General features: G+C 68.5%; 26 protein-coding genes. 17 read left to right on the forward strand and 9 right to left on the reverse strand.

Features of this window, described 5'->3' with window-relative positions:
- The first annotated feature begins 175 nt into the window (after positions 1–175).
- Genes J7E45_RS03570 through J7E45_RS03600 form a run of 7 tightly spaced genes read left to right on the forward strand, consistent with a single transcriptional unit; the run spans position 176 to position 7,515 of the window.
- Positions 176–892, forward strand: coding sequence for an NUDIX domain-containing protein (locus J7E45_RS03570; protein ID WP_167633968.1), 717 nt, complete (start codon positions 176–178; stop codon positions 890–892).
- Entirely contained in the window at positions 889–2,226 is a 1,338-nt protein-coding gene (nadA, locus tag J7E45_RS03575; protein WP_215067068.1) for a quinolinate synthase NadA, read from the forward strand. Before J7E45_RS03570 ends, nadA begins: the two co-directional genes overlap by 4 nt.
- Complete coding sequence (gene nadB / locus J7E45_RS03580; protein ID WP_215067070.1) at positions 2,223–3,743, forward strand: L-aspartate oxidase; 1,521 nt, start codon at positions 2,223–2,225, stop codon at positions 3,741–3,743. The genes nadA and nadB overlap by 4 nt, the downstream gene beginning before the upstream one ends.
- Positions 3,743–4,594: a carboxylating nicotinate-nucleotide diphosphorylase gene (gene nadC / locus J7E45_RS03585; protein WP_215067072.1), complete on the forward strand. Its 852-nt coding sequence runs from the start codon at positions 3,743–3,745 to the stop codon at positions 4,592–4,594. The genes nadB and nadC overlap by 1 nt, the downstream gene beginning before the upstream one ends.
- Positions 4,595–4,599: 5 nt before the next feature.
- A complete protein-coding gene (locus tag J7E45_RS03590) occupies positions 4,600–5,736 on the forward strand; it encodes a cysteine desulfurase family protein (protein WP_215067075.1) in 1,137 nt (378 codons plus the stop codon).
- Positions 5,737–5,758: 22 nt separating this feature from the next.
- Positions 5,759–6,706 carry a glycosyltransferase family 2 protein gene (locus J7E45_RS03595; protein ID WP_215067077.1) on the forward strand — a complete coding sequence of 316 codons (948 nt, stop codon included), beginning with the start codon at positions 5,759–5,761 and terminating at the stop codon, positions 6,704–6,706.
- Between the two features lie 35 nt (positions 6,707–6,741).
- The gene (locus tag J7E45_RS03600) at positions 6,742–7,515 is read left to right on the forward strand and encodes an SDR family oxidoreductase (protein ID WP_215067079.1); all 774 of its coding nucleotides are present in this window, start codon (positions 6,742–6,744) and stop codon (positions 7,513–7,515) included.
- 13 nt (positions 7,516–7,528) lie between these two features.
- Here the strand turns inward: J7E45_RS03600 and J7E45_RS03605 are convergent, their stop codons facing one another.
- Complete coding sequence (locus J7E45_RS03605; RefSeq protein ID WP_215067329.1) at positions 7,529–9,577, reverse strand: ABC transporter ATP-binding protein; 2,049 nt, start codon at positions 9,575–9,577, stop codon at positions 7,529–7,531.
- Between the two features lie 167 nt (positions 9,578–9,744).
- Here J7E45_RS03605 and J7E45_RS03610 point away from each other — a divergent pair, with 167 nt between their 5' ends.
- Positions 9,745–11,223, forward strand: coding sequence for a DHA2 family efflux MFS transporter permease subunit (locus J7E45_RS03610; RefSeq protein WP_091034199.1), 1,479 nt, complete (start codon positions 9,745–9,747; stop codon positions 11,221–11,223).
- A 32-nt stretch (positions 11,224–11,255) separates the two neighbouring features.
- On the opposite strand, the gene J7E45_RS03615 is transcribed toward J7E45_RS03610, so the two are convergent.
- Positions 11,256–11,402, reverse strand: a complete 147-nt coding sequence (locus tag J7E45_RS03615) for a hypothetical protein (RefSeq protein WP_167381615.1) — start codon at positions 11,400–11,402, stop codon at positions 11,256–11,258.
- A 95-nt stretch (positions 11,403–11,497) separates the two neighbouring features.
- Here J7E45_RS03615 and J7E45_RS03620 point away from each other — a divergent pair, with 95 nt between their 5' ends.
- Positions 11,498–12,091 (forward strand): 1-acyl-sn-glycerol-3-phosphate acyltransferase, encoded by a 594-nt coding sequence (locus tag J7E45_RS03620; protein WP_215067081.1) that lies wholly within the window; start codon positions 11,498–11,500, stop codon positions 12,089–12,091.
- A gap of 22 nt (positions 12,092–12,113) precedes the next feature.
- On the opposite strand, the gene J7E45_RS03625 is transcribed toward J7E45_RS03620, so the two are convergent.
- Positions 12,114–12,320 (reverse strand): hypothetical protein, encoded by a 207-nt coding sequence (locus J7E45_RS03625; protein WP_215067083.1) that lies wholly within the window; start codon positions 12,318–12,320, stop codon positions 12,114–12,116.
- Between the two features lie 69 nt (positions 12,321–12,389).
- Here J7E45_RS03625 and J7E45_RS03630 point away from each other — a divergent pair, with 69 nt between their 5' ends.
- On the forward strand, positions 12,390–12,917 hold the full coding sequence (locus J7E45_RS03630; protein ID WP_091034555.1) for a DUF6328 family protein: 528 nt from the start codon (positions 12,390–12,392) through the stop codon (positions 12,915–12,917).
- A 26-nt stretch (positions 12,918–12,943) separates the two neighbouring features.
- Here J7E45_RS03630 and J7E45_RS03635 read toward each other — a convergent pair whose 3' ends face one another.
- Complete coding sequence (locus tag J7E45_RS03635) at positions 12,944–13,486, reverse strand: Dps family protein (RefSeq protein WP_167633953.1); 543 nt, start codon at positions 13,484–13,486, stop codon at positions 12,944–12,946.
- Positions 13,487–13,614: 128 nt separating this feature from the next.
- Between J7E45_RS03635 and J7E45_RS03640 the strand changes: the two genes are divergently transcribed.
- The 4 genes from J7E45_RS03640 (at position 13,615) to J7E45_RS03655 (ending at position 15,714) form a co-directional block, all read left to right on the forward strand.
- Entirely contained in the window at positions 13,615–14,106 is a 492-nt protein-coding gene (locus J7E45_RS03640) for a GNAT family N-acetyltransferase (RefSeq protein ID WP_215067085.1), read from the forward strand.
- Positions 14,107–14,213: 107 nt separating this feature from the next.
- Entirely contained in the window at positions 14,214–14,513 is a 300-nt protein-coding gene (locus J7E45_RS03645; protein ID WP_029262936.1) for a Fe-S cluster assembly protein HesB, read from the forward strand.
- Positions 14,514–14,647: 134 nt separating this feature from the next.
- On the forward strand, positions 14,648–15,304 hold the full coding sequence (locus J7E45_RS03650) for a hypothetical protein (protein ID WP_215067087.1): 657 nt from the start codon (positions 14,648–14,650) through the stop codon (positions 15,302–15,304).
- A gap of 65 nt (positions 15,305–15,369) precedes the next feature.
- Positions 15,370–15,714, forward strand: a complete 345-nt coding sequence (locus J7E45_RS03655) for a LysR family transcriptional regulator (RefSeq protein ID WP_029262938.1) — start codon at positions 15,370–15,372, stop codon at positions 15,712–15,714.
- 4 nt (positions 15,715–15,718) lie between these two features.
- Here the strand turns inward: J7E45_RS03655 and J7E45_RS03660 are convergent, their stop codons facing one another.
- The 3 genes from J7E45_RS03660 to J7E45_RS03670 all read right to left on the reverse strand — a co-directional run bounded on the left by J7E45_RS03660 (position 15,719) and on the right by J7E45_RS03670 (position 18,652).
- On the reverse strand, positions 15,719–16,294 hold the full coding sequence (locus J7E45_RS03660) for an alpha/beta fold hydrolase (protein ID WP_215067089.1): 576 nt from the start codon (positions 16,292–16,294) through the stop codon (positions 15,719–15,721).
- A 145-nt stretch (positions 16,295–16,439) separates the two neighbouring features.
- Positions 16,440–16,994, reverse strand: coding sequence for a GNAT family N-acetyltransferase (locus J7E45_RS03665; RefSeq protein WP_215067091.1), 555 nt, complete (start codon positions 16,992–16,994; stop codon positions 16,440–16,442).
- Entirely contained in the window at positions 16,991–18,652 is a 1,662-nt protein-coding gene (locus tag J7E45_RS03670; protein ID WP_215067093.1) for an ABC-F family ATP-binding cassette domain-containing protein, read from the reverse strand. The genes J7E45_RS03665 and J7E45_RS03670 overlap by 4 nt, the downstream gene beginning before the upstream one ends.
- An 81-nt stretch (positions 18,653–18,733) precedes the next feature.
- Between J7E45_RS03670 and J7E45_RS03675 the strand changes: the two genes are divergently transcribed.
- The 3 genes from J7E45_RS03675 (at position 18,734) to J7E45_RS03685 (ending at position 20,393) form a co-directional block, all read left to right on the forward strand.
- Complete coding sequence (locus J7E45_RS03675) at positions 18,734–19,090, forward strand: PadR family transcriptional regulator (RefSeq protein ID WP_215067095.1); 357 nt, start codon at positions 18,734–18,736, stop codon at positions 19,088–19,090.
- Between the two features lie 26 nt (positions 19,091–19,116).
- Positions 19,117–19,893 (forward strand): hypothetical protein, encoded by a 777-nt coding sequence (locus J7E45_RS03680; protein WP_215067097.1) that lies wholly within the window; start codon positions 19,117–19,119, stop codon positions 19,891–19,893.
- Between the two features lie 107 nt (positions 19,894–20,000).
- Positions 20,001–20,393 (forward strand): hypothetical protein, encoded by a 393-nt coding sequence (locus tag J7E45_RS03685; protein ID WP_215067099.1) that lies wholly within the window; start codon positions 20,001–20,003, stop codon positions 20,391–20,393.
- 24 nt (positions 20,394–20,417) lie between these two features.
- Here the strand turns inward: J7E45_RS03685 and J7E45_RS03690 are convergent, their stop codons facing one another.
- Both J7E45_RS03690 and ychF read right to left on the reverse strand, forming a co-directional pair.
- A complete protein-coding gene (locus J7E45_RS03690) occupies positions 20,418–20,918 on the reverse strand; it encodes a DUF4279 domain-containing protein (protein WP_215067101.1) in 501 nt (166 codons plus the stop codon).
- A gap of 491 nt (positions 20,919–21,409) precedes the next feature.
- A complete protein-coding gene (ychF, locus tag J7E45_RS03695) occupies positions 21,410–22,483 on the reverse strand; it encodes a redox-regulated ATPase YchF (protein WP_215067103.1) in 1,074 nt (357 codons plus the stop codon).
- Positions 22,484–22,505 lie beyond the last annotated feature (22 nt).

Genomic DNA, 22,505 nt, shown 5'->3' on the forward strand with positions numbered 1-22,505 from the left:
TCGGCCTCTCCCGGGAGGGGGTTTGTTAGGACAGTAACCTAACAAACCCCGATGCGGGTAGACAACCCTCCCGAAGCGTGCCAGATAACGTTTCGGCCTCGACGCGAGAAAGCGTCACATGCGCACACTAAGGGTCTCGATGACACTAAGATCGAGAGCGGAGGTTAAGGTGTCAATGACTCAAAGCGGGGAGATCCGGGTCGCCGTCTCGACGGTCATCCTGACGCTGCGGCGTACCGACGACGCACGCGCCGTCCTCGCGCTGCCCCTCGTCCTGCGCACCCGCGAACCCTTCGCCGAACAGTGGGCCCTCCCCGGAGGCTGGCTCACCGCCACCGAGTCGCCCGTCGACGCCGCGGCCCGCACCCTCGCCGAGACGACCGGTCTCGCCCCCAGCTACCTGGAGCAGCTGTACGCCTTCGGTGCCGTCGACCGCTCCCCCACCCGGGTCGTCTCGATCGTGTACTGGGCACTGCTGCGACAGGATGACGTGACCGCGCAGATCTCGGCCCACCGGGCATCCGGTCATGCGCCCGAGAACGTGCGCTGGTTCGACGTCGATCAGTTGCCCCCGCTGGCCTTCGACCACACCAAGATCGTCGAATACGCCCTCTGGCGCCTACGCAACAAGGTCGGTTACAGCCGGGTCGCCCAGGGCTTCCTGCCGGCCGAGTTCACGCTGGCGGAGCTGCGCGAGGCGTATGAGTCGATCCTCGGCAAGAACCTCGATCCCGCCAACTTCCGCCGCCAGGTGGAGTCGGCGGGGAATCTGCTCCCCACCGATCGCTTCCGCACGGGAAGCCACCGTCCTGCACGTCTGTACCGCGACAACACCGATGTCGAGTTGGCCGACCGCGGCCCCCTCGGTCCCGAAGAAACGAGCACCCGATGAGCATCACCTTCGTCCCCGCTCCCACCGTCCCGCCGCTGGACGCCTCGGTGGACCACGCGATCCAGGCGATCGTCGCCGGCGCGTCCACCGACCCGACCTGCGCCACAGACCTGGCCGCCGGGCCGTGGGACTTCGATTCCCGCCCCGGATACGGGCCCGGGTCATCGATGGGAGACGTGATCCCCACAGGATCCCCTCGTCAGGGCGAGCTCCCGGTCGCGTATCGGGAGGCGTCCGAAGACGAACTCGACGCACGCATCCGCGCGGCGAAGGCCACTCTCGGCGACCGCGTCGTGATCCTCGGCCACTTCTACCAGCGGGAAGAGGTCGTGCGGCACGCGGACTACGTCGGCGACTCCTTCCAGCTCGCCACGGCGGCCAAGGGCAGAGCCGACGCCGAGGCCATCGTCTTCTGCGGAGTGCACTTCATGGCCGAGACGGCCGATCTGCTCTCGCAGCCCGAGCAGGCCGTGATCCTGCCGAACCTCGCTGCCGGATGCTCGATGGCCGACATGGCCGACATCGACCAGGTCGAGGAGTGCTGGGAGCAGCTGGCGGACGTGCTCGGCGATCTCGACACCCCCGACGCCGACGGCCGCGTGCCCGTGATCCCCGTGACCTACATGAACTCCTCGGCGGCGATCAAGGGCTTCGTCGGCCGGCACGGCGGGATCGTCTGCACCTCGTCCAATGCCCAGACCGTGCTCGAGTGGGCCTTCGAGCGCGGCCGGCGGGTGCTCTTCTTCCCCGACCAGCACCTGGGGCGCAACACCGCCAAGGCGATGGGCGTGCCGCTCGAGCAGATGCCGATGTGGAACCCGCGGCGAGCGCTCGGGGGCTCCTCGGCCGCCGAGCTCGTCGACTCCCGGGTGATCCTGTGGCACGGCTTCTGCTCCGTGCACCGCCGCTTCACCGTCGGGCAGATCGACCAGGCCCGCGCCGACCACCCCGGCGTGCGGGTGATCGTGCACCCGGAGTGCCCGATGGAGGTCGTCGACGCGGCGGACGAGGCCGGCTCGACCGAGTACATCCGCCGAGCGATCGACTCGGCGACCGAACCCACGACGTTCGCCATCGGGACCGAGATCAACCTCGTGCGCCGACTCGCGGCGCAGTATCCGCAGCACGAGATCTTCTGCCTGGATCCGGTCGTCTGCCCCTGTTCGACGATGTACCGCATCCACCCGGGCTACCTGGCCTGGGTGCTGGAGGAGCTCGTCGCCGGTCGCACGCCGAACCGGATCACGGTCACCGGCGACGTCGCCGATCCCGCCCGAGTGGCGCTGGAGCGGATGCTCGCCGCGAGGCCCCCGGTGACTGCGGGCGCCCGATGAACATCCTGGTCGTCGGTTCGGGCATCGCCGGTCTCACAGCGGCGCTCCATGCGCACGAGGCCGGACACGCGGTGACGCTCGTCACCAAGGGATCGCTCGGCGACGGGTCCACCGGCCTCGCTCAGGGCGGCGTCGCGGGCGTCTACGGGCCCGACGACTCGGCGCAACGGCACGCCGACGACACGATCGACGCCGGCGCCGGTCTCTCGGACCCCGCGGCGGTCAGCGTGCTGGTGACCGAGGGCGCCGAACGGATCGCAGAGCTGATCGCCCGCGGCGTCCGGTTCGATCGGACGGCCGAGGGGGCGCTGCAGCTCGGACGCGAGGCGGCCCACCGGCATGCGCGTATCGTGCACGCCGGCGGGGATGCCACGGGCGCAGCGATCTCCGCGGCGCTGATCGCTGCCGTGCGGCGCGCACCGATCACCGCGGTCGAGCAGGCTCTGCTCACCGAGCTCGTCGTGGCCGACGGCACCGTGCGCGGCATCCGTGTGCTGCGTGACGGGGACACCACCGAGCTCTACGCCGACGCGGTGATCCTCGCGACGGGTGGCGCGGGCCGTCTCTACGCCCACACGACCAACCCGACCGGCGCCACCGGGGATGGCATCGCCGTGGCCCTGCGCGCAGGAGCGGCCGTCTCCGACCTGGAGTTCGTGCAGTTCCACCCGACGATCCTGGCGTCGGGCCCGGCATTCCTCATCTCGGAGGCAGTGCGCGGTGAGGGTGCGACCCTGATCGACGACACCGGTCGACGCTTCACGTTCGACAGCCATCCGGACGGCGAGCTCGCGCCTCGCGATGTCGTGTCCCGGGCCATCGCGCGGCAGGCGGCCGCACAGGGGCGACCGGTGCGCCTGGACGCCACGATGCTCGGGGCCGAGACCCTGGCCACGCGCTTCCCGACCATCGATCGAGTGACGAGGGAGCGGGGATTCGACTGGTCGCGCGAGCCGATTCCGGTGACCCCGGCGGCGCACTACCTGATGGGTGGGGTCGTGACCGACCTCGACGGCCGCACGACACTCCCGGGACTCTTCGCCGTCGGCGAGGTCGCCCGCACCGGCGTGCATGGGGCGAACCGTCTGGCGTCCAACTCGCTGCTCGAGGGCGCCGTCTTCGGCGCGAGGGCCGCTGCTGCCCTCGCGATGCCCTGGCGTCGGGTGCCCGCGCCCCCTGCTGGTGTCTCGCACCCGATGGAGGACCGCGGATCCGACGCACCCCCCTTCAGCCGTGCCGCACTGCAGCAGCTGATGTGGGACGAGGTCGGGTTGCTGCGCACCCACGACGGCCTCGCACACGCGCTGGGCACCGTGCGCACGTGGGCCGCGACCCTGGCAGCACCGACCACGACCACCGAGCACGGGGATGCCAACCTTCTGCTCCTCGCTGAGGCCACTGCCGCAGCCGCTCTGGACCGCACCGTCTCGGTCGGCGCCCACCACCGAGTCGACGCCGCAGCCTCCGCCGACGCCGCGCCGACCCGCCCCCGCTCATCGATCCTGGAGACCGTCTGATGCTCACCCGCTCCACCCTGACCCGCGTCGTCGGCGCAGCCCTCGAAGAAGACGCGCCGTGGGGCGACCTCACCAGCACGACGCTGCTTCCCGCTGAGGCGACAGCCACCGCCGACCTCGTCGCGCGCGAGGCGGGGGTGTTCAGCGGCGGTGAGGTCTTCACTGCCGCGTTCGCCCTCACCGACCCCACCCTGGCCGTCGACCTCCACGTCGGCGACGGCGACGAGTTCACCGCGGGTGACGTGCTCGCCTCGGTTTCCGGCTCGGCGCGCGGCATCCTCACCGCGGAACGCGTCGCCTTGAACTTCACCCAGCGGATGAGCGGCATCGCGACTCTCACCGCGGCATACGTCGCGGCTGTCGACGGCACCCACGCGCGCATCGCCGACACGCGCAAGACGACCCCGGGCCTTCGTGCGTTCGAGCGGCACGCCGTCGAATCCGGCGGCGGCCGCAACCACCGGTATTCGCTGTCCGATGCCGTGATGGCCAAGGACAACCATCTCGCCGTGCTCACCCGTTCCGGCCTCGACCTCGCCTCGGCGCTGCGCGACGCACTGTCCCGTCTGCCGCACACCACTCACGTCGTCGTCGAGGTCGACCGTCTCGACCAGATCCCGGCCGTCCTCGATGGTGGCGCCCACACCGTGCTGCTCGACAACTTCTCGCTCGACGACCTGCGCGAAGGCGTCGCCCTGATCGGCGATCGGGCCACGGTCGAGGCATCCGGAGGCGTGAACCTCGACACCGTCGGCGACATCGCACGCACCGGCGTCGACGTGATCTCGGTGGGGGCGCTCACGCATTCCGCGCGCGCTCTCGACCTCGGCCTGGACCTGCGGATCGACTGAGCATCGTGCTCTACCTCGACCATGCCGCGACCTCTCCGGTGCGACCGGAGGTGCTGGAGGCGATGCGCCCGTACCTGACGGGCGTGTTCGGCAACCCGTCCAGCCACCACACCGCGGGAGAGGCTGCGGCGAGCGCCCTCGACGACGCCCGCGCCCGGGTCGCACGTGTCCTGGGGATGCGTGCCGGTGATGTCGTGTTCACCGCAGGCGGCACAGAGGCGAACAACCTCGCGGTCAAGGGCATCGTGCTCGCAGGCCTCGAGGCCGGGCGACGACACCTGGTGATCTCCCCCATCGAGCACGAATCGATCCTGGAGTCGGCCGAGTACCTGAAACGCTTCCACTCCGTCGACGTGACCCTGCTGCCGGTGGATGCCGGCGGACGGATCTCTGCGGATGCCGTCGCCGCGGCGATCCGCCCCGACACCGCGCTGGTCTCGGTGGGACACGCGAACAACGAGATCGGCACCGTTCAGGATGCAGCGGCGCTGTCGGCCGTCACCCGCGCCGTCCGCGTGCCCCTCCACCTCGACGCCGTGCAGTCGGCCGGATGGCTTCCCCTGCACGAGCTCGGTGCCGATGCAGTATCGATCGCCGGGCACAAGCTCGGCGCCCCCAAGGGGATCGGCGCACTCGCCGTGCGCGGACGTGTGCCCATCGAGCCGCTGCTGCACGGTGGCGGTCAGGAACGCGGGCGGCGCTCGGGCACCGAGAACGTCGCCGGGGCTGTTGCGCTCGCGACCGCGCTGGAGCTCGCGGAGCAGGAACGGGCGACCGTGACGGCGCGGGTGGGTTCGGCCACCGCGCGGTTCATCTCCCTCGTGCTGAACAGCGTTCCGGAAGCCGCGCTCACCGGCGACGCCGTGCGCCGTCTGCCCGGGACAGCGAGCTTCACGTTCCCCGGCACCAGCGGGGAGTCCGTGTTGCTGGAGCTGGAGCGTCGCGGAGTCATCTCCTCCAGTGGCTCGGCGTGCGCGGCCGGCAGCGACGAGCCTTCGCATGTGCTCCTCGCGTGCGGTGTTCCGCCCGAGGTGGCCCAGACATCCGTCCGGTTCACCTTCGGTCGGGAGGGGCTGGCCGAGGACGCACCCGAGCGGCTGTCTGCGCTCGTCGCGGAGTCCGTGCGCGCGGCGCGAGGCTGATGCACAGCCATAGACTCGGCTGGTGACCGCCGCCGCCCCGATCGTGACCGTGATCGTCCCCGGACGCGACATCGCCGCCTTCGCCCCCGCCGCACTCGACTCACTGCGCGCACAGACCGAGTCTCGATGGCGCGCGATCCTCATCGACGACGGTTCGACCGACGACACCGGTGCGATCTTCGACGCGGCGGCCGCCGCCGACGACCGGTTCACGACCATTCGCCATGCCGCATCCCGCGGCCTGGGCGCCGCGCGCAACATCGGCCTCGACCTCGTCGACACGCCTTACCTGGGGTTCCTCGACGGCGACGACGAGCTCCGTCCCCAGGCGCTCGCCCGGATGGCGGGCACACTCGAAGCGACCGGGAGCGACTTCGTGGCGGGCGCCTACGTGCGCTCACGCTCGCAGGGAGCAGCGTATGTCGCCGGGCGCGTGCAGCCCTGGGTGATGGCGGCGACCTCGCCGGAACGTCTCGGCACCACGCTCGTGGCTCACCCGCAGGCGGTGTCGAACATCGTCGCGTGGTCCAAGCTGAGCCGCACCGAGTTCTGGCACGACCTCCGCTTCCCCGAGGGGGTCGCTTACGAGGACCAGGTGGTCGCTCAGCTCATGTACACCCGGGCGCGGGCGTTCGATGTGATCCCCGACGTCGTCGTGCAGTGGCGACTCCGGGCCGACGGCACCTCGATCACGCAGGGCAAGGCACAGCTGCCCGTGCTGAGGGACTACCTCGCGGCGTTGCGTGGCGGTATCCGTGTGCTGCACGAGGCGGGTGCCCGACGCTCGGTCGTCGCCCGGCTCGACCTGATCCTCGCCATGGACATGCCGTCCCTCCTCGACATCGCGCACAGCCACCCCGACCCGGCATACGCCGCCGAGGTCGACACCTTCATCGCAGAGCTGCGGGCACTCCCCGAGTTCGCCGATGCCTCCCCCGATCCCACCATCACCGCCGCACTCGCGTGGTGACGCCGCACCACTGAACGAACGACACGGATGACCGCATGAACGATTACCTCGCCTCCCTCTTCTCGCTCGAGGGCCGCACTGCGGTCATCACCGGCGGCAGCTCCGGAATCGGCCGCGGCATCGCCACGGCACTCGCCCGGTCCGGTGCCGCGACGGTCGTGGTCGCTCGCGGCGAGGCCCGCATCGAGGAGACCGTCGAGGAACTCCGCGCGCACGGCTGCCGCGCGGCCGGAGTCGTCGGCGACCTCAGCACGCGGTCGGGCATCCATGCCGTCGCGGAGGCCGCGGCCGAGCCGTTCGGGGAGCCCGACATCCTGGTCAACTCCGCGGGCATCAACATCCGTCCGCCGTTCGGGGAGATCACCGAAGACGACTGGGACGCGACGATGACCGTCAACGCCCTCGCGCCCTTCCTGCTCGGTCAGCGCTATGCGCAGGGCATGGCGGAGCGCGGCTACGGCAGACTCATCCACATCAGCTCCCAGCAGGCGCATCGAGCCTTCGTCGGCAGTGGCGTCTACGGCGCCTCGAAGGGGGCGGTGGAGTCGCTGATGCGCTCCGAGGCCGAAGCATGGGGAGGGACCGGAGTGACCAGCAACACACTGGTACCCGGGTTCGTGCTGACACCGTTGAACGCCCGGCTGCAGCAGGACCCGGCGAAGATCGCCGAGCTGGCCGCCCGCACGATGATCGGCCGCAACGGGCTCCCGAGCGACTTCGCCGGCGCGGCCGTCTTCCTCGCCGGAGCCGGTTCGGGCTATGTCACCGGCCACTCCCTGTTCGTCGACGGCGGACTGTCCGTGCACTGACACCCGGAGCGGTTCAGGGTTCGGGCGGGTAGACCCGTTCATCGGGGCGCGGCTCGGCGAGCAGCGGCACCGCAGCGGTGATGGCCGCGACGGCATCGGCACCGGCGGAGTCCGCGGGCGCACGATCCGCACGGCGGTCGGTGAGCGCGGCCCCGACTCCCCCGGTCACGGCCTCTTCGACCGCGGCCTCGGTGTCGAGCACGCGCGACGCCGCGACCTGCTGAGCGGCGAGTTCCGCATACAACCCGCCCCGCGCGAGCAACTCGGAGTGGGTTCCCGACTCGACGATGCGCCCTGCCTCGAGCACGTGGATCACGTCGGCACCCATCACAGTGGACAGGCGGTGCGCGATGGACAGCGTCGTGCGCCCCTTCGCCGCCTCGTCCAGTGCCTCCTGCACCACGCGCTCCGACACGGTGTCGAGGGCCGACGTCGCTTCGTCGAGGAGCAGCACCGGAGGATCCTTCAGCAGCACGCGCGCGATCGCGATGCGCTGCTTCTCCCCGCCCGAGAGCCGGTACCCGCGCTCACCCACCACGGTGTCGTACCCCTGCTCGAACCCGGCGATGATGTGGTGGATGTTGGCCGCGGTGCACGCGGCGATCAGCTCCTGCTCTGTCGCATCCGGCTTGGCATAGCGGAGGTTCTCGCGGATCGTCGCGTGGAACAGGTAGGTCTCCTGCGACACGATGCCCACGTGGTCGATGATCGACTCCTGCGTGAGCGTGCGCACATCGGCGCCCGCGAAGAGCACCGAGCCGCCCTTGGCTTCGTACAGCCGCGGCGCGAGGTACAGGATCGTCGTCTTGCCCGCACCCGATGGACCGACGAACGCCACGTGCTGCCCGGGTTCGGCGACGAACGAGACGCCGTCCAGCGTCGGCCGGGCATCGGCCGAGGCGTCCGGGTAGCGGAAGAGCACATCGGCGAACTCGAGCCGCCCCTTGGGACCCGGTGCCTCGTCGACGGTGATCGCATCCGGAGCGTCCTGGATCTCGGGCACCAGGTCGAGGTACTCGAAGATGCGGGCGAACAGCGCCGAAGACGTCTGCAGATCGAGCGAGACCCGCATCAGGCCCATCAGCGGCATGAGGAGCCGCGCCTGCACCGTGGTGAACGCGACGACGGTTCCCGCCGTGATCGCCCCGGTGCCTCCGGCGATGAGGTAGCCCGAGACGAGGTAGATGACCGCAGGCACGCTGGCCATGAGCACCTGCACGACCGCGAAGAAGCCCTGACCGCTCATGGCCCTGCGCACCTGAAGAACGACCTGGTTGCGGTTCTCGGCCTGATAGCGCTCCGACTCCGTGCGCTGACGGTTGAACGACTTCGAGAGCAGCATGCCCGAGACGCTCAGCGTCTCCTGCGTGATCGAGGTCAACTCCGACAGGGACTCCTGCGTCTCCCCCGCGATCCGCGCCCGAACCTGGCCCACCTTGCGCTGGACGAAGATGAGGAACGGCATCATGATCACGGCGATGAGGGTGAGGCGCCAGTCGATCAGGATCATCGCGACGAGCGAGGCGATGACGGTCACGACGTTACCCAGGATGCTCGTGACGGTGTTGGTCAGCACTCCGGAGACGCCGCCCACGTCGTTTTGCAGTCGCGACTGGATCACCCCGGTCTTCGTCCGCGTGAAGAACCCGAGTTCCATGGCCTGGAGGTGCTCGAAGAGTTTCACCCGCAAGTCGCCGGTGACGCTGTTGCCGACAGTGGAGGTGAGCCACGTCTGCGCGACGCCGAGGACGGCGGAGAGCAGGAAGAGCACCACCATCGCGGCGACGAGCCAGGCCAGCAGCTCGAGATGCGGCCCGCCGCCGGCGACCGGGAACAGCGCGTCATCGAAGATGCGCTGCACGATCAGGGGTGGGATGACCGCGATCGCCGCGCCGACGACCACGAGCACTCCCGTGAGGAAGATGCGCGCGCGGTAGGCACGGAACAGGGAGACAACCCGTGAACCGAGGCCGCTGATCCGCGGCGCCTCGGCATTCAGCTTCCGCTGCGTATCCTCATCGACCCCGCGGAAGCTCGCTCCTCCACCTCGTCCACCGCCCATGCTCATGGCGCCAGCGTACTCAGCCCCCACGACATCGAGGCCGCCCGGATCTGCCGACAGCGGATTTCTGTGAGTTCGGAATGAAATGTCGGCGACCGCCGTTACGCTGAAGGACTCTTGCGAACTCTCGCGATATCTCCATTTCTTCTTCGCCCAGGAGGCCGCCCATGTCTGCCGTCGATACCGGCTCCATCTCGACGACCCCCGCACCGGCAGCGGGTGAGATCTCGCGCAAGGACATGCGCGTCATCTGGCTGCTGCTCGTCGCCGCGTTCGTCGCCATCCTCAACGAGACCACGATGGGGATCGCGATCCCGCATCTGAACGCCGATCTCGGCATCCCGCCCGAGCTCGGCCAGTGGCTCACCAGCGCCTTCATGCTGACGATGGCCATCGTGATCCCGACCACCGGGTTCATCCTGCAGCGGTTCACCACCCGCCAGGTCTTCATCGCCGCGATGATCGCGTTCTCGCTCGGCACGCTCGTTGCGCTGGTCGCTCCCGGCTTCTCGATCCTGCTCGTCGGGCGCGTCATCCAGGCCGCCGGTACCGGCATCATGATGCCGCTGCTGATGACGACGATCATGAACGTCGTTCCGCCGCAGTCCCGCGGCCGCATGATGGGCCGCGTCGGCCTGGTCATCTCGCTCGCCCCGGCGATCGGACCCACCGTCGCCGGCGCCGTCCTCGAGACGCTGAACTGGCGCGCGCTCTTCGCGATCATCCTTCCGATCGCGCTCATCGCGCTCTTCATGGGCGTGAAGTGGATGACGAACCTCGGGGAGACCCGCCTCGTCCCGCTCGACGTGCTCTCCATCCCGCTGGCGGCGCTCGGCTTCGGCGGGATCGTGTTCGGCCTCAGCCAGTTCGGCGGCGAAGGCGGATCGGGCGAGACCACGGGCATCATCGCCCTGGTCGTCGGCGCCGTGTCGCTGGCGCTGTTCGTGTGGCGTCAGCTCATCCTGCAGCGTGTCGACGACGCACTGCTCGACCTGCGCGTCTTCCGCTCGAGCAACTTCACGTTCTCGGTGATCATCATGACGATCCTGGCGCTGTCGATGTTCGGAACACTGACCCTGCTGCCGCAGTACCTGCAGAACGTCGCGGGTCTGAACGCGCTCGAGTCCGGCCTGATCCTGCTCCCCGGCTCGGTGCTGATGGGCCTGCTGGGTCCGATCATGGGTCGCGTGTACGACGCACGCGGCACGCGGCCGCTGCTGATCCCGGGCACGATGCTCGTGTCGGCGGCGCTGTTCTTCTACTCGACGGTCGGCGAGCACACCGTGTGGTGGGTGCTCATCATCGTGCAGGCGGCCATGTCCGTCGGGCTCGCGATGTCGTTCACGCCCCTGTTCTCCGCCTCGCTCGGTTCGCTGCAGAGGTCGTTGTACTCGCACGGTTCCGCTGTGCTGAACACGCTGCAGCAGGTCGGTGGCGCGGCCGGTGTCGCTCTGCTCACGGTCACCTACTCGGCGATCCTGCATGCGGGCGAGGGCGAAGGCCTGTCACGAGCGGCGGCCGGAGCACCGGGTGCGCGCATGGCGTTCCTGATCGCCGCGATCATCTCGCTCGCCGCGGTGGCGCTCAGCCCGTTCGTGCGCAAGCCGGCCGACGACGCCGGCGAGGGCTTCCACGGCGGTCACTGACCCCAGCGCTCGCACGCGACGGCGTCTGCTTCTTACTCGGCCTTCGGGGCGGGGAAGTGGCAGACGCCGTTGCTGCAATAGCCGGCGGCATCGCCCTCGAGCAGGTCCAGGGCTCCCGGGAGCGGCTGCAGCCCGATGGGCGCTTCCTGCTGCACGGTGTCCTCCGGCGTCTTCTTCATCCCTCGATCGTACGCCTGCTCCGAGGCGGTGGCTCCGAACCCGCGCGCGGGGTGCGGAGAGTGGCTCGACAGCCGTTCTCCCCTACGGTTGATCCATGGTCAAACGACTCCTCGCCCGCATGTTCTGGGCGTTCAGCCGATGGACGCTCACGAGCGAGGCAGCACCCACGCGCCCGACCGTGCTCGTCGGCGCCCCCCACACCAGCAACTGGGACTTCGTCCTGATGCTCGCGATCGCCTGGCGCCTCAGCATCGATGTGCACTGGCTCGGGAAGAAGAGCCTCTTCCGCGGCTGGCGAGGTCCTCTCATGCGCGGACTCGGAGGGATCCCCGTGGATCGTGCGGACCCCGCGCGCGTGGTGAACGATGTCGTCGGGCAGGTGCACGCGGGGACGGTCTTCGGCCTCGTCGTCACCCCCGACGGCACTCGTGGCGGCAACGAGTACTGGAAATCGGGCTTCTACCGCATCGCGCGGGAGACGGGGATGCCGGTCACGCTCGGCTTCGTCGATCGCACCACGATGACGACGGGTCTCGGCCCCACCATCGACCTGACCGGAGACGTGGCCGCGGACATGGATCGGATCCGCGCGTTCTACGCCGACAAGGCCGGGGCACGACCGGAGCGACGCACCGAGCCGCGGCTTCGCGAGGAGCAGCCCACTCCGGATCCCGACGCCCTGGGGTGAATCACCACGGCTGCCGCCCGCATCAGTCGGCCGACTCCTCCGCGTGTGCGCGGGCGTAGTCGAGGTCGTCATCGGTCAGGCTCTCCACCATTCCCACGACCGCTCCGGTGATGACGCGGATCTCCTCCCGAACGTCCGCGTCGAGGTGCGGAGAGTCGCCGTCGAGCACAGAGCGGCGTGCGTCCCCTGAGAGTTCGGACCACCAGTCGCTGATCGGCGGGAGCGTCATGGTGCCTTCTTTCGATCCGTCGGTGCAAGAGCCTGGACATCGTGCGAGCGTCGGCACGACACTGTGATCATGACATCGGACCCTCCGCGCGGCGAACACGAACTCGATGACCGCAGGGACGGACGTGACGAGACTGCGAACGAGCGCGCGGATCGCAACTGGGAAGAACTTCTGCAGGAACTCCGCGTGATGCAGACGGGGACCCAGATCCTCACGGGATTCCTCCTCGCCGTCGCCTTCCAGCCGAGATTCACCGAGATGGACGAATTCCAGCGCGACCTCTACGTCGTGCTCGTCGCCCTGTCCGCCATCGCGACGATCCTGGCGCTGGCTCCGGTGGGGATGCACCGTGCTCTGTTCGGCCACCGCCGTAAGCCCGAGCTCGTGCGGATCGCCTCGCGGATCGTGAGGATCGATCTGATGGTGATCGGTGCTCTGACGATCGGGGTGACGACGCTGATCGTCGATTTCACCGTGAATCGCACGGCCGGGCTTGTGGCGTTGATCTCGGCGCTCGTGCTGGTCGTCGCACTGTGGGCAGCGTTGCCGCGAATCATGCGCGGCCGACCCCGCGCCCCCGGAGCCGAGACGAACTGATCCCGGTCCGAGGGGCAGGGGCGATCTCAGCGACCGGCGGGGCTGCGGTTCTCGGCGCTGACCATCCAGGCGAACTGCTCGAGTCGTTCGATGACCGCGTGCAGGAGATCGGCCGACGTCGGGTCTTCCTCGTCGACGGCGTCGTGCACGTCGCGCATCGTCCCGACCGCCGCTTCCAGGCGCTCGGTCACCAAGTCGATGGTCTCGGTGGTCGAGACCTCCCCCGCGGGGAACGCGGGCAGAGTCGTGGTCTTGGCGATGGTCGCGCTGCGCCCGTCGGGAACGGCGTGCAGGGCGCGCATCCGCTCGGCGATCGTGTCGCTGAACGCGCGCGCATCGTCGATGATCTCGTCGAGCTGGCGGTGGGTGTCTCGGAAGTTGCGGCCCACGACGTTCCAGTGCGCCTGCTTCCCCTGAATCGCCAGTTCGAGCAGGTCGACGAGCACGAGTTGCAGGTTGCTCGCGAGCGTGGGCGAGGCGGTGAAGCCCTTCTCCGCATTCTGCTGGCGCGTGGTCTTCACGGCACCCTTCGTCGAGGTGCCGGTCTTCTTCGTCTTGCTATCAGCCATGTCTGTGACCTCCTGCCGGTGAGGATAACGGCGACCTGGGCCCGGACCCGAGGGGGTTGACACCGGAAGCGCGGAGCCCGAGTGTGGCGACCGGACCTGAATGCGCGACAGAAAGAGAACCCCGCATCGTGACAGAACAGAACGACCCGAACGACCGCGAGATCGTCATCTCCCCCCTCAGCGAAGCGGACGCCGGTGAAGTGCTCACCGTGCAGCGTGCGGCCTTCGTCTCGGAAGCCGCGATCTACGGGAGCGTGGACATGCCTCCCCTGACGCAGACCCTCACCGAGCTCGAGGCGGAGCTGCGCGCGGAGTCCGGCTTGGCGGCGCGCATCGACGGACGCCTCGTGGGCGCGATCCGCTTCGTGGAGAAGGACGGGATGCTCCTCATCGGGAGGATCGCGATCGCCCCCGACATGCAGGGCGAGGGAGTCGGGCGGACGCTGCTCGATCACGCAGAGAGCGCATCCAACGCACAGGTCGCCGAACTCTTCACCGGCAGCCTGAGCGAGGCGAACATCCGCCTCTACGAGAGGTGCGGCTACGTCGAGCACGAGCGCGTGCCGGACGGCGACGGCACGGAACAGGTGTTCCTGCGGAAGAACCTGCGAGGAGGATAAGAGCCTCCTCCGAATCGGCACAAGGGGGTTGAGGTGATCGTCCGAGTTCGGCATCGTAGCCCGGACATGTTGCGACCGTGACATGCCCCGAACGGAAGGAGAGTCTCGTGCTCACCCTCACCGACAACGCCTCCGCCATCGTGACGACGCTCGTCAGTCGCCAGACCGACGCCCCGGATGCCGGACTGCGCATCCACTCGTCCGAACCTCAGAACGCGGAGGGCGGCGCGCGTCTCGCGGTGCTCGTCGCCGCAGATCCGGAGCCCCAGGACCAGGTCGTCGAGGTCTCCGGCACCCGGCTCTTCCTCGATGAGTCCGCCGTCGCCGCACTCGACGACAAGATCCTCGATGCGGGCGTGGACGACGAGGGCTCCGTGTCGTTCGCGGTGCTCCCCCAGGTCGCCTGACCGAAGGATTCCGGATGCCGCGGCCGATTCGGTCGCGGCATCCGTCGTGTCACGGCAGCGTCGGTCCTCACGATTCCATCTCGACGACACGCCCTTGCGCGATGAGGGCGCAGGTGGGCGCTACGCTCCGAACCATGCCACGTGTTCTCGCACCTGTCCTGGTCCTCACAGCCTCTGCGCTGCTGCTCCTCGGATGCAGCTCCCCGACGGCGGCCCCGTCCGCTTCACCTGCGGCCACGCCGTCCACCTCCGCGTCTGCGGAGCCCGAGGTCGAACCCCAGCTCGTCGTCACGCTCGACGGCCTCTCCTTCACGGACGACGGAGGCACCGCGACTGCGGAGTATGCGGATTCGGATGCGCTTCTCGCCCTGCTCGAGGATGCGACGGGTGAACTGCCGGAGCCCGAACCGGTCGAGGGGATGGAGGGCTACGACGTCGAGATGCAGGCCTATGTCTGGGACGGTCTGCGGGTGCTCACCGACACCTCCGGCGCAAGCCCTGCGTCGATCGCGGTCACCGCGGCCGAGGTCGACGGGATCCCCGTGATGACGGAGGAAGGGCTCCAGGTGGGGTCGAGCAGGGCAGACCTCCTCGACGCAGGCGCCTGGGCACTGATCGATGAAGAAGACCCGGCGACCGCCACCGAACTGGGCCTGGGCCGACAGGAGGTGCCGGACACGCAATCGCTGACGCACCCCGGATCCGTCGGTATCCTCTACGTGCTCTTCCTGTTGGAGACGGACGCCGTCACACAGATCCAATCTCCCGCGAACGACTTCAGCGACATCTGACCGGCGGCTTCCACCGCGTAACCTGGAGTGGCTCGCAATCCCGTGCGAACAGTCGAAGGGCCACCGTGAAGATCTCTCTGCTCCGCCGTTTCGTCGTCCTCGCGGAAGAGCTCCACTTTCCGCGGGCGGCCGAGAAGCTCGGCATCCCACTGGCCTCGCTGTACACGTCGATCGACAAGCTCGAGGCCGAGGTCGGCCATCCGATCGTCCACCGCGAGGGGCAGACCCGGCTGACGCACGTCGGTGAGCTCTTGCTGGTCGAGGCGAAGGCGGAGGTCGCCGCGGCGCCCGCGCCGGTGAAGAACGCCCCCGCACCCGCCGGCGGCAAGGCGAAGGCCTCGAAGGGCAAGGGCCGAACCCCCGCGGTGAAGGGTCAGCCGAAGCCGTACAAGAAGCGGCAAGGCCGCTAGGGGCTCAGTCCCAGTCGAGGTACTCCTCGATGACGACCGCGGTCTCGATCGGGTGCGTCATCGGGAAGTGGTGGTCTCCCCCGTCGATGCTCTTCACGCTCGCACGCTCGGGCGCCGTCGACTGCAGCTGCTCACCGTTGGCGAACGGGGTGACGTTGTCTTTCGTCCCCTGGATGATCAGAACGGGCATCACCGGCGCGAGGGGGATGTCGAGCTCTTCGACGCCGAGCAGCGCCAGGCCGTTCACGCGGTCGGCGTGCGCGACGGCGAAAGCCCGCGCGACGGTGCCGCCGAACCCGTGTCCGCCGATCCAGGTGTCGCCGAGGCCGACGTGGTCGATCACGGCGAGCGCATCCTCGACGCGCTCGTCCAGCGAAACCTCTTCGCCCTTGACCTCGGCGCGGTGACCGATCCGCAGCACGTGGAAGCCCGCCTCTTCGGCGAGGTAGTGCGCGACGACACCGAGGATGTCGGCCGGGAGGTCGCGCTCCTGGATCAGGACGAGCTTGACGGGACCGTCGCCCTCGTCGACGAAGGGGATCGCGCGGCCGTCGGGCTCGAAGATCTGGGTGTCGGTCATCGGCGTGAATCTCCTCGTGCCGTCGGTGTCAGGAATTCAGGCGGAACCTCCACGGCGGACGCCTGCGACCGGACCGCGACCGGAGCCGCCGTCCTCCAGCGTATCCCGACCCGGCGGTCCGCGAGACGAGGATCCCGCCGGTCGACTACCAGGCCCGCCCGCGAAGATCGATCGTGGCCGCGGGCCACATGCGCGGTGTCGGACCGAGTGCGAGCGTCAGGATGGGCGGCCCCGAGGGCTGCGTGGAGGGCTGACCCGCGCGATCGATCGAGTGCTCGACCGCCGAGATGCGGCGCCATCCACACGATTCGTAGAAGGAGACGACCTCTTCGCGGCACCCGAGATAGCCGAACTCGATCCCGCCGGCATCCGTCATCGACGCGGCCGCGTGTATCAGGAGCCGAGCACCGACGCGCTGCCCGCGTGCGCGTGGGGAGATCAGCACCCCACCGACTCCCGCGATCACGAGCTCCACCGCACCGACGCCGACGGTCCGCCGCGCCCAACCGACGTGACCCACGATCTGATCGCCGAGACGGGCGATGAGGTGAACGTCGTGGGGTGCGTAGCCGTACGGCTGATCGGGATCCCACTCACCGAACTCGCCGAGATACTCGTCGTCGAAAAGTGCCTGCAGTTGCGCCATGTCGCTCGTGGTCAGGCGACCGTGCGGGACCGCGTCGATGATGATGCTCGTCATGCCTCGACGACCTGCCCGGCTTCCACCCGCCAATGCCGGTCGGTCTGCACCGTGGCGAGCATCCGCCGGTCGTGCGTGACGAGCAGCAGGGTTCCTTCGTAGGATTCGAGCGCCTGTTCGAGCTGTTCGATCGCGGGCAGGTCGAGGTGGTTGGTCGGCTCGTCGAGCACGAGCAGGTTGATGCCGCGGGCCTGCAGCAGGGCGAGCCCTGCCCGCGTGCGCTCCCCCGGCGAGAGTTCATCGACCGCGCGCGTCACGTGATCGGCCTTGAGGCCGAATTTGGCGAGGAGTGTGCGGATCTCCGCGGATGCCATCTCCGGCACGAGCTCTTCGAACGCGACCGCGAGCGGTTGCGTTCCGACGAGCTGCGCACGGGCCTGGTCGATCTCGCCGATCTGCACGCTCGCGCCGAGGCTCGCCGTTCCCTCATCGGGAAGCTGACGCCCCAGCAGCCCGCGGAGCAGCGTCGACTTTCCGGCGCCGTTGGGACCGGTGATGCCGATGCGCTCCCCCGCATTCACCTGCAGCGACACCGGTCCGAGCTGGAAGGATCCCTGCCGGAACACGGCCGAGCTCAGTGTCGAGACGACGGAGCTGGAGCGCGGGGCGGAACCGATCGTGAATTCGAGCTGCCACTCCTTGCGCGGCTCCTCGACCTCTTCGAGGCGGGCGATTCTGCTCTCCATCTGACGCACCTTCTGCGCCTGCTTCTCGCTGGACTCGGCCGACGCCTTGCGCTTGATCTTGTCGTTGTCCGGTGCTTTCTTCATCGCGTTACGCACACCCTGGCTCGACCACTCGCGCTGCGTGCGGGCGCGGGACACGAGGTCGGCCTTCTTGTCGGCGAACTCGTCGTACTTCTCGCGCTGGTGCCGACGAACAGTCGCCCGCTCCTCCAGGTACGAGTCGTACCCACCGCCGAACACCCGGTTGCTGTTCTGCGCGAGGTCGAGTTCCAAGACCCTGGTCACGCAACGGGCGAGGAACTCACGGTCGTGGCTGACCACCACGACACCGCCCCGAAGACCGCGGACGAAGGCTTCCAGCCGCTCGATGCCGTCGAGGTCGAGGTCGTTGGTCGGTTCATCCAGCAGCGCGATGTCGAAGCGAGAGAGCAGTAGCGCAGCGAGGCCGACGCGTGCCGCCTGTCCTCCCGACAGCGAGGTCATCATGGTGTCGGCAGGTTCGTCGCCCAGATCGAGTCCGAGGTCGGCGAGCACGGCGGGAACGCGTTCGTCGAGGTCCGCGGCACCGCTGGCCAGCCACCGATCCAACGCCGTGGAGTAGGTGTCGGCGGGGTCTGTGCCCGGAGCCGCGAGCGAGGGATCACCGAGAGCCGCGGCTGCGGCATCCATGTCTCTGGTCGCGGCGGCACACCCGGTACGGCGGGCGATGTAGTCGACGACGCTCTCTCCGACGACGCGCTCGTGCTCCTGCGGAAGCCAGCCGACGAACGCATCCGCCGGAGCGAGCCTGATGGTGCCGGCCTGCGGCTCGTCGACGCCGGCCAGCAGCTTCAGGAGGGTCGACTTCCCTGCTCCGTTGGCTCCGACGAGGCCGACGACGTCGCCGGCGGTGACAGTGAGGTCGAGCGAGTCGAACAGGGTGCGGTGGCCGTACCCGCCGGCCAGCCCTTGGGCCACGAGTGTTGCGGTCATCCGTCAATCCTGTCACTCGCGGGGAGGCACCCGCGCCGACCACTAGTTGCAAATCTGACTAGTCCGACGTACGCTCTAGTCATGAGTCCGGAAGAGTGGCCGAGCGAGTGGATGAGAAGCGTGCTGGGCGTGTGCGTGCTGCGGACCCTCCTCGATGGCCCGAACTACGGGTACGCGATCACCCAGAACCTGACCGCAGCCGGGCTGGGCACCGTCAAGGGCGGCACGCTCTACCCCCTCCTCGGCCGTCTGGAGGAGTCCGGGTTCGTCGAGGTCGAGTGGCGTCCGGGTGAAGGCGGCCCCGGCCGGAAGTACTTCTCCCTGACAGAACAGGGCCGCACGCATGCCCGGTCCCTGGCCGAGCTCTGGGCCGACTTCACGAAGACCACCCGCGATCTCACCGATGGAGCGCTCGAGAAGGGCCGAGAACTGAGATGACCACCGGGAACCGAAAGGCAACACCGATGAACCTGAGCGACAGGACGGGCTTCGGCTCCGTCGACACCTACACGCGACTGGCGCCGAGCGTCGACAGGGACTGGATCGAGCAGTTCGTGCTCGAACAGCGCCTCCTCGGCGTTCCGGGACCGCGGATCGGCGATTCCCTCGTGGTCGTGGAGAGCCATGTGTCCGAGTCCGGGGAGAGCGCCCTCACCGCATTCGGCGAACCCCGTGCGTACGCCGCCGAGGACGCCCCGGAGCAGCCCCGGCAGTCACCTCACCGAATCGATCCCGGATGGGGCATCGCCCTGGTTCTCGGCCTCTTCGGCATGCTGCTCACCACCTTCAGCGCGCAGGCGGCATTCGCGGGCGAGTCCGCACTTGCCGTGACCGTCGGGCACCTCGTCCTGCTCGCGATCGCCGCGGCATCGCTCGCGCTGCTCCTCTTCGCGTCGCACGTGCCCCTGCGGATGATCGCCCAGCATCCGGTACGCAGCTGGGTCGGCTGGATCGTGCTGCTCGTCGTGATGGTCGGCGCACTTCTCCTCCTGCCTCAGCAGGTCGGAGAGGTGAGCATCGGGGTCGCCTCGGCCATCGGCGTGGCCCTTCTCGCCGCCGGTTTCCTCCTGCAGCTGCGCGCCTTTCTTGGCGGTCGGGTGCAGGATGACCCGATCGTCGGCCCGGGCGAGCAGCCGGAGAGCCCTCGGGCAGGCCTGGTGACCGTGTTCGTGTTCCCGGTCGCGACCGCACTCATGATCGGCTTCTCTTGGGTGCTCCAGCAGATTCCCGGGATGTTCTGACGAGCTCCCGGCCGCACGCGAAGGGCCTCGGACTGGGTATTCTGCCCGTGCGGGACCTTTCCCCGGCTCCCACCGCAGCTTCGATCAACAGAGCGCTGGAGACGAGAATGACGGAGACGTACCCGATCCAAGCCGAGCTCGGATCGGCACTCGGCACAGAACGCGCCGATCAACTTCTGACGAAGCTCGATGACTACTCGAATCAGCCGAACGCCGTCAAGGGCGCGGCGAAGAGGCCGAGCGACCCCGAGCTCGAAGGGGCCGCGTATGCGGCGTTCGCGGCAGCAACCCCGGAGGGGGTTGACTTCGAGCTCGACTCGATCGGAATGTGGGGACTTCTGACGCTCGCTGCACGAGCCGACGTGACGATCCTCGACCGTCTTCCCGCATCGCGGGCGGATAACCCGAAGGTGGCAACGATCCGGCGTGCGGCCACGAAGTATCGGAAGGGTCTGATGGAGGCCGAGGCCCCACGGCCTGGCGCCGACTCCGCGGAATAGACAGGGTCTGAGAGGTCCCCTGACCTACGATCCCCGCTCAGTTGTTGAAGCAGAGCTCCTTGACGTCGCCGTCGCACCCTCGTCCTCGTCCTCGTCCTCGGTGAGAAACGCGGTCCCGAAGACATCACACCCCAGCTTGGAAAGGTAGCGGAGAAGGTCCGCCTCCAGCACGAATCCACCCTGCGTGCTGTCGGAGTCTCCGGACCACCAGAGCCTGGTCTCCCCGCCTTGGCGTAGCTCCATGAGTGCCTGTGCGTTCGGTTCCAGTCTCGCCACCAACGCGCGAAGTGCGGAGAAACCGGTCTGATCGTCGACACTCGGTTCATCAACATTCTCAGTGAGCGACCAAAAGGTCCGCTGATGCGTCAGATGCTCCGGCGCATAGTTCCGACCGGCCCGCCCCGCAGGTGTGAGATCGCCTTTGTCACCCCAGTGAGTAGGCTCCAGTCCGAGAATCGCGGAGATTTCGGCTACCGTCTTCGTGTCGCTGTGAATGCTGAGCGACGCCCTGTTGCCCCGGATCATGGACGAAGCCTACTTCGAACCGCCAGACATGTTTCCGATGCGGAAGTCCACCACATCGTTGTCATGCGTGGGCTGTCCCTCTCACCCTGTGGTCGCAGGCCGTATCTTTAGCTCATGGCTCCCTCGATGCGTGAGTTCCGCCCCGCCGGTCGCCGGATGCTGACGTTTGCCATGGTTGGGTTTGCGTGCGGCGCAGTTGTGGGCGTCCTGGTCGTGCTCCTTGCATGGTTCCCCGGAGCAATGGCGACGTACTCGGAGAATCCCCGCTTCGTCGATCCCCGAAGCTCTGTACTTGCGTGGTGCGCCGGATGGGCTCTTGCCTGCGGAGCGGTTGGATCGCTCATCGGACTGGGGGTCGGGGCGATCCCTATCACTCGGGACTCGGTGGATACCCATGCCCCTTCGGCGCACGCCTGACTCGACGACGGAAGCTTCGCGCCGCTTGGACGACTCGTCTCGCGGTCTTACTTCGAGCCGCCAGATGCCGCGTTTCAGTTGTTGAAGCGGAACTCCACGACGTCGCCGTCCTGCATGACGTAGTCCTTGCCCTCAAGGCGAGCCTTGCCCTTGGCCCGGGCCTCGACGACGGAGCCCGTCTCGACCAGATCCGCGAACGACACGATCTCGGCCTTGATGAAGCCCTTCTCGAAGTCGGTGTGGATGACGCCGGCCGCCTGCGGGGCCTTCGACCCCTTGGGGATCGTCCAGGCACGAGCTTCCTTCGGACCGGCCGTCAGGTAGGTCTGCAGTCCGAGGGTGTCGAAGCCGATGCGGGCGAGCTGGTCGAGCCCCGACTCGTCCTGGCCGGTCGACGCGAGCAGTTCGGCGGCATCTTCCGGGTCGAGGTCGATGAGCTCGGACTCGATCTTCGCGTCGAGGAAGATGGCCTTCGCCGGAGCAACGAGAGCGGCGAGCTCTTCCTTGCGCGCGGGGTCGGTCAGAACGCCCTCATCGACGTTGAAGACGAAGATGACAGGCTTCGCGGTCAGGAGGCCCAGCTCGCGGATCGGCGTCAGATCGATGCCAGCGACCGACAGCAGAACGCCGCGCTCCAGAGCATCCTTCGCGGCGTTCGCGGTCTCGAGCACGACGGGCTCGATCTTCTTGCCGCGGACTTCCTTCTCGTACCGGGCGATCGCCTTGTCGACCGTCTCGAGGTCGGCGAGCATGAGCTCGGCGTTGATCGTCTCCATGTCGGAGGCGGGGTTCACCGTGCCGTCGACGTGCACGACGTCGTCGTCCGAGAAGCCGCGCACGACCTGAGCGATGGCGTCGGCCTCACGGATGTTCGCGAGGAACTTGTTGCCGAGCCCCTCACCCTCACTCGCACCGCGCACGATGCCGGCGATGTCGACGAAGGACACCGCTGCGGGGAGGATCCGCTCGCTGCCGAAGATCTCCGCGAGCTTGTCGAGGCGCGGGTCGGGCAGGTTCACCACGCCGACGTTGGGCTCGATCGTCGCGAACGGATAGTTCGCCGCGAGCACGTCGTTCTTGGTGAGTGCGTTGAAGAGGGTGGACTTGCCGACGTTGGGCAGGCCGACGATGCCGATAGTGAGAGCCACGGGGCACGAGTCTACCTGGCCC

This window comes from Microbacterium sp. ISL-59, assembly GCF_018613945.1.
Classification (GTDB): domain Bacteria; phylum Actinomycetota; class Actinomycetes; order Actinomycetales; family Microbacteriaceae; genus Microbacterium; species Microbacterium oxydans_B.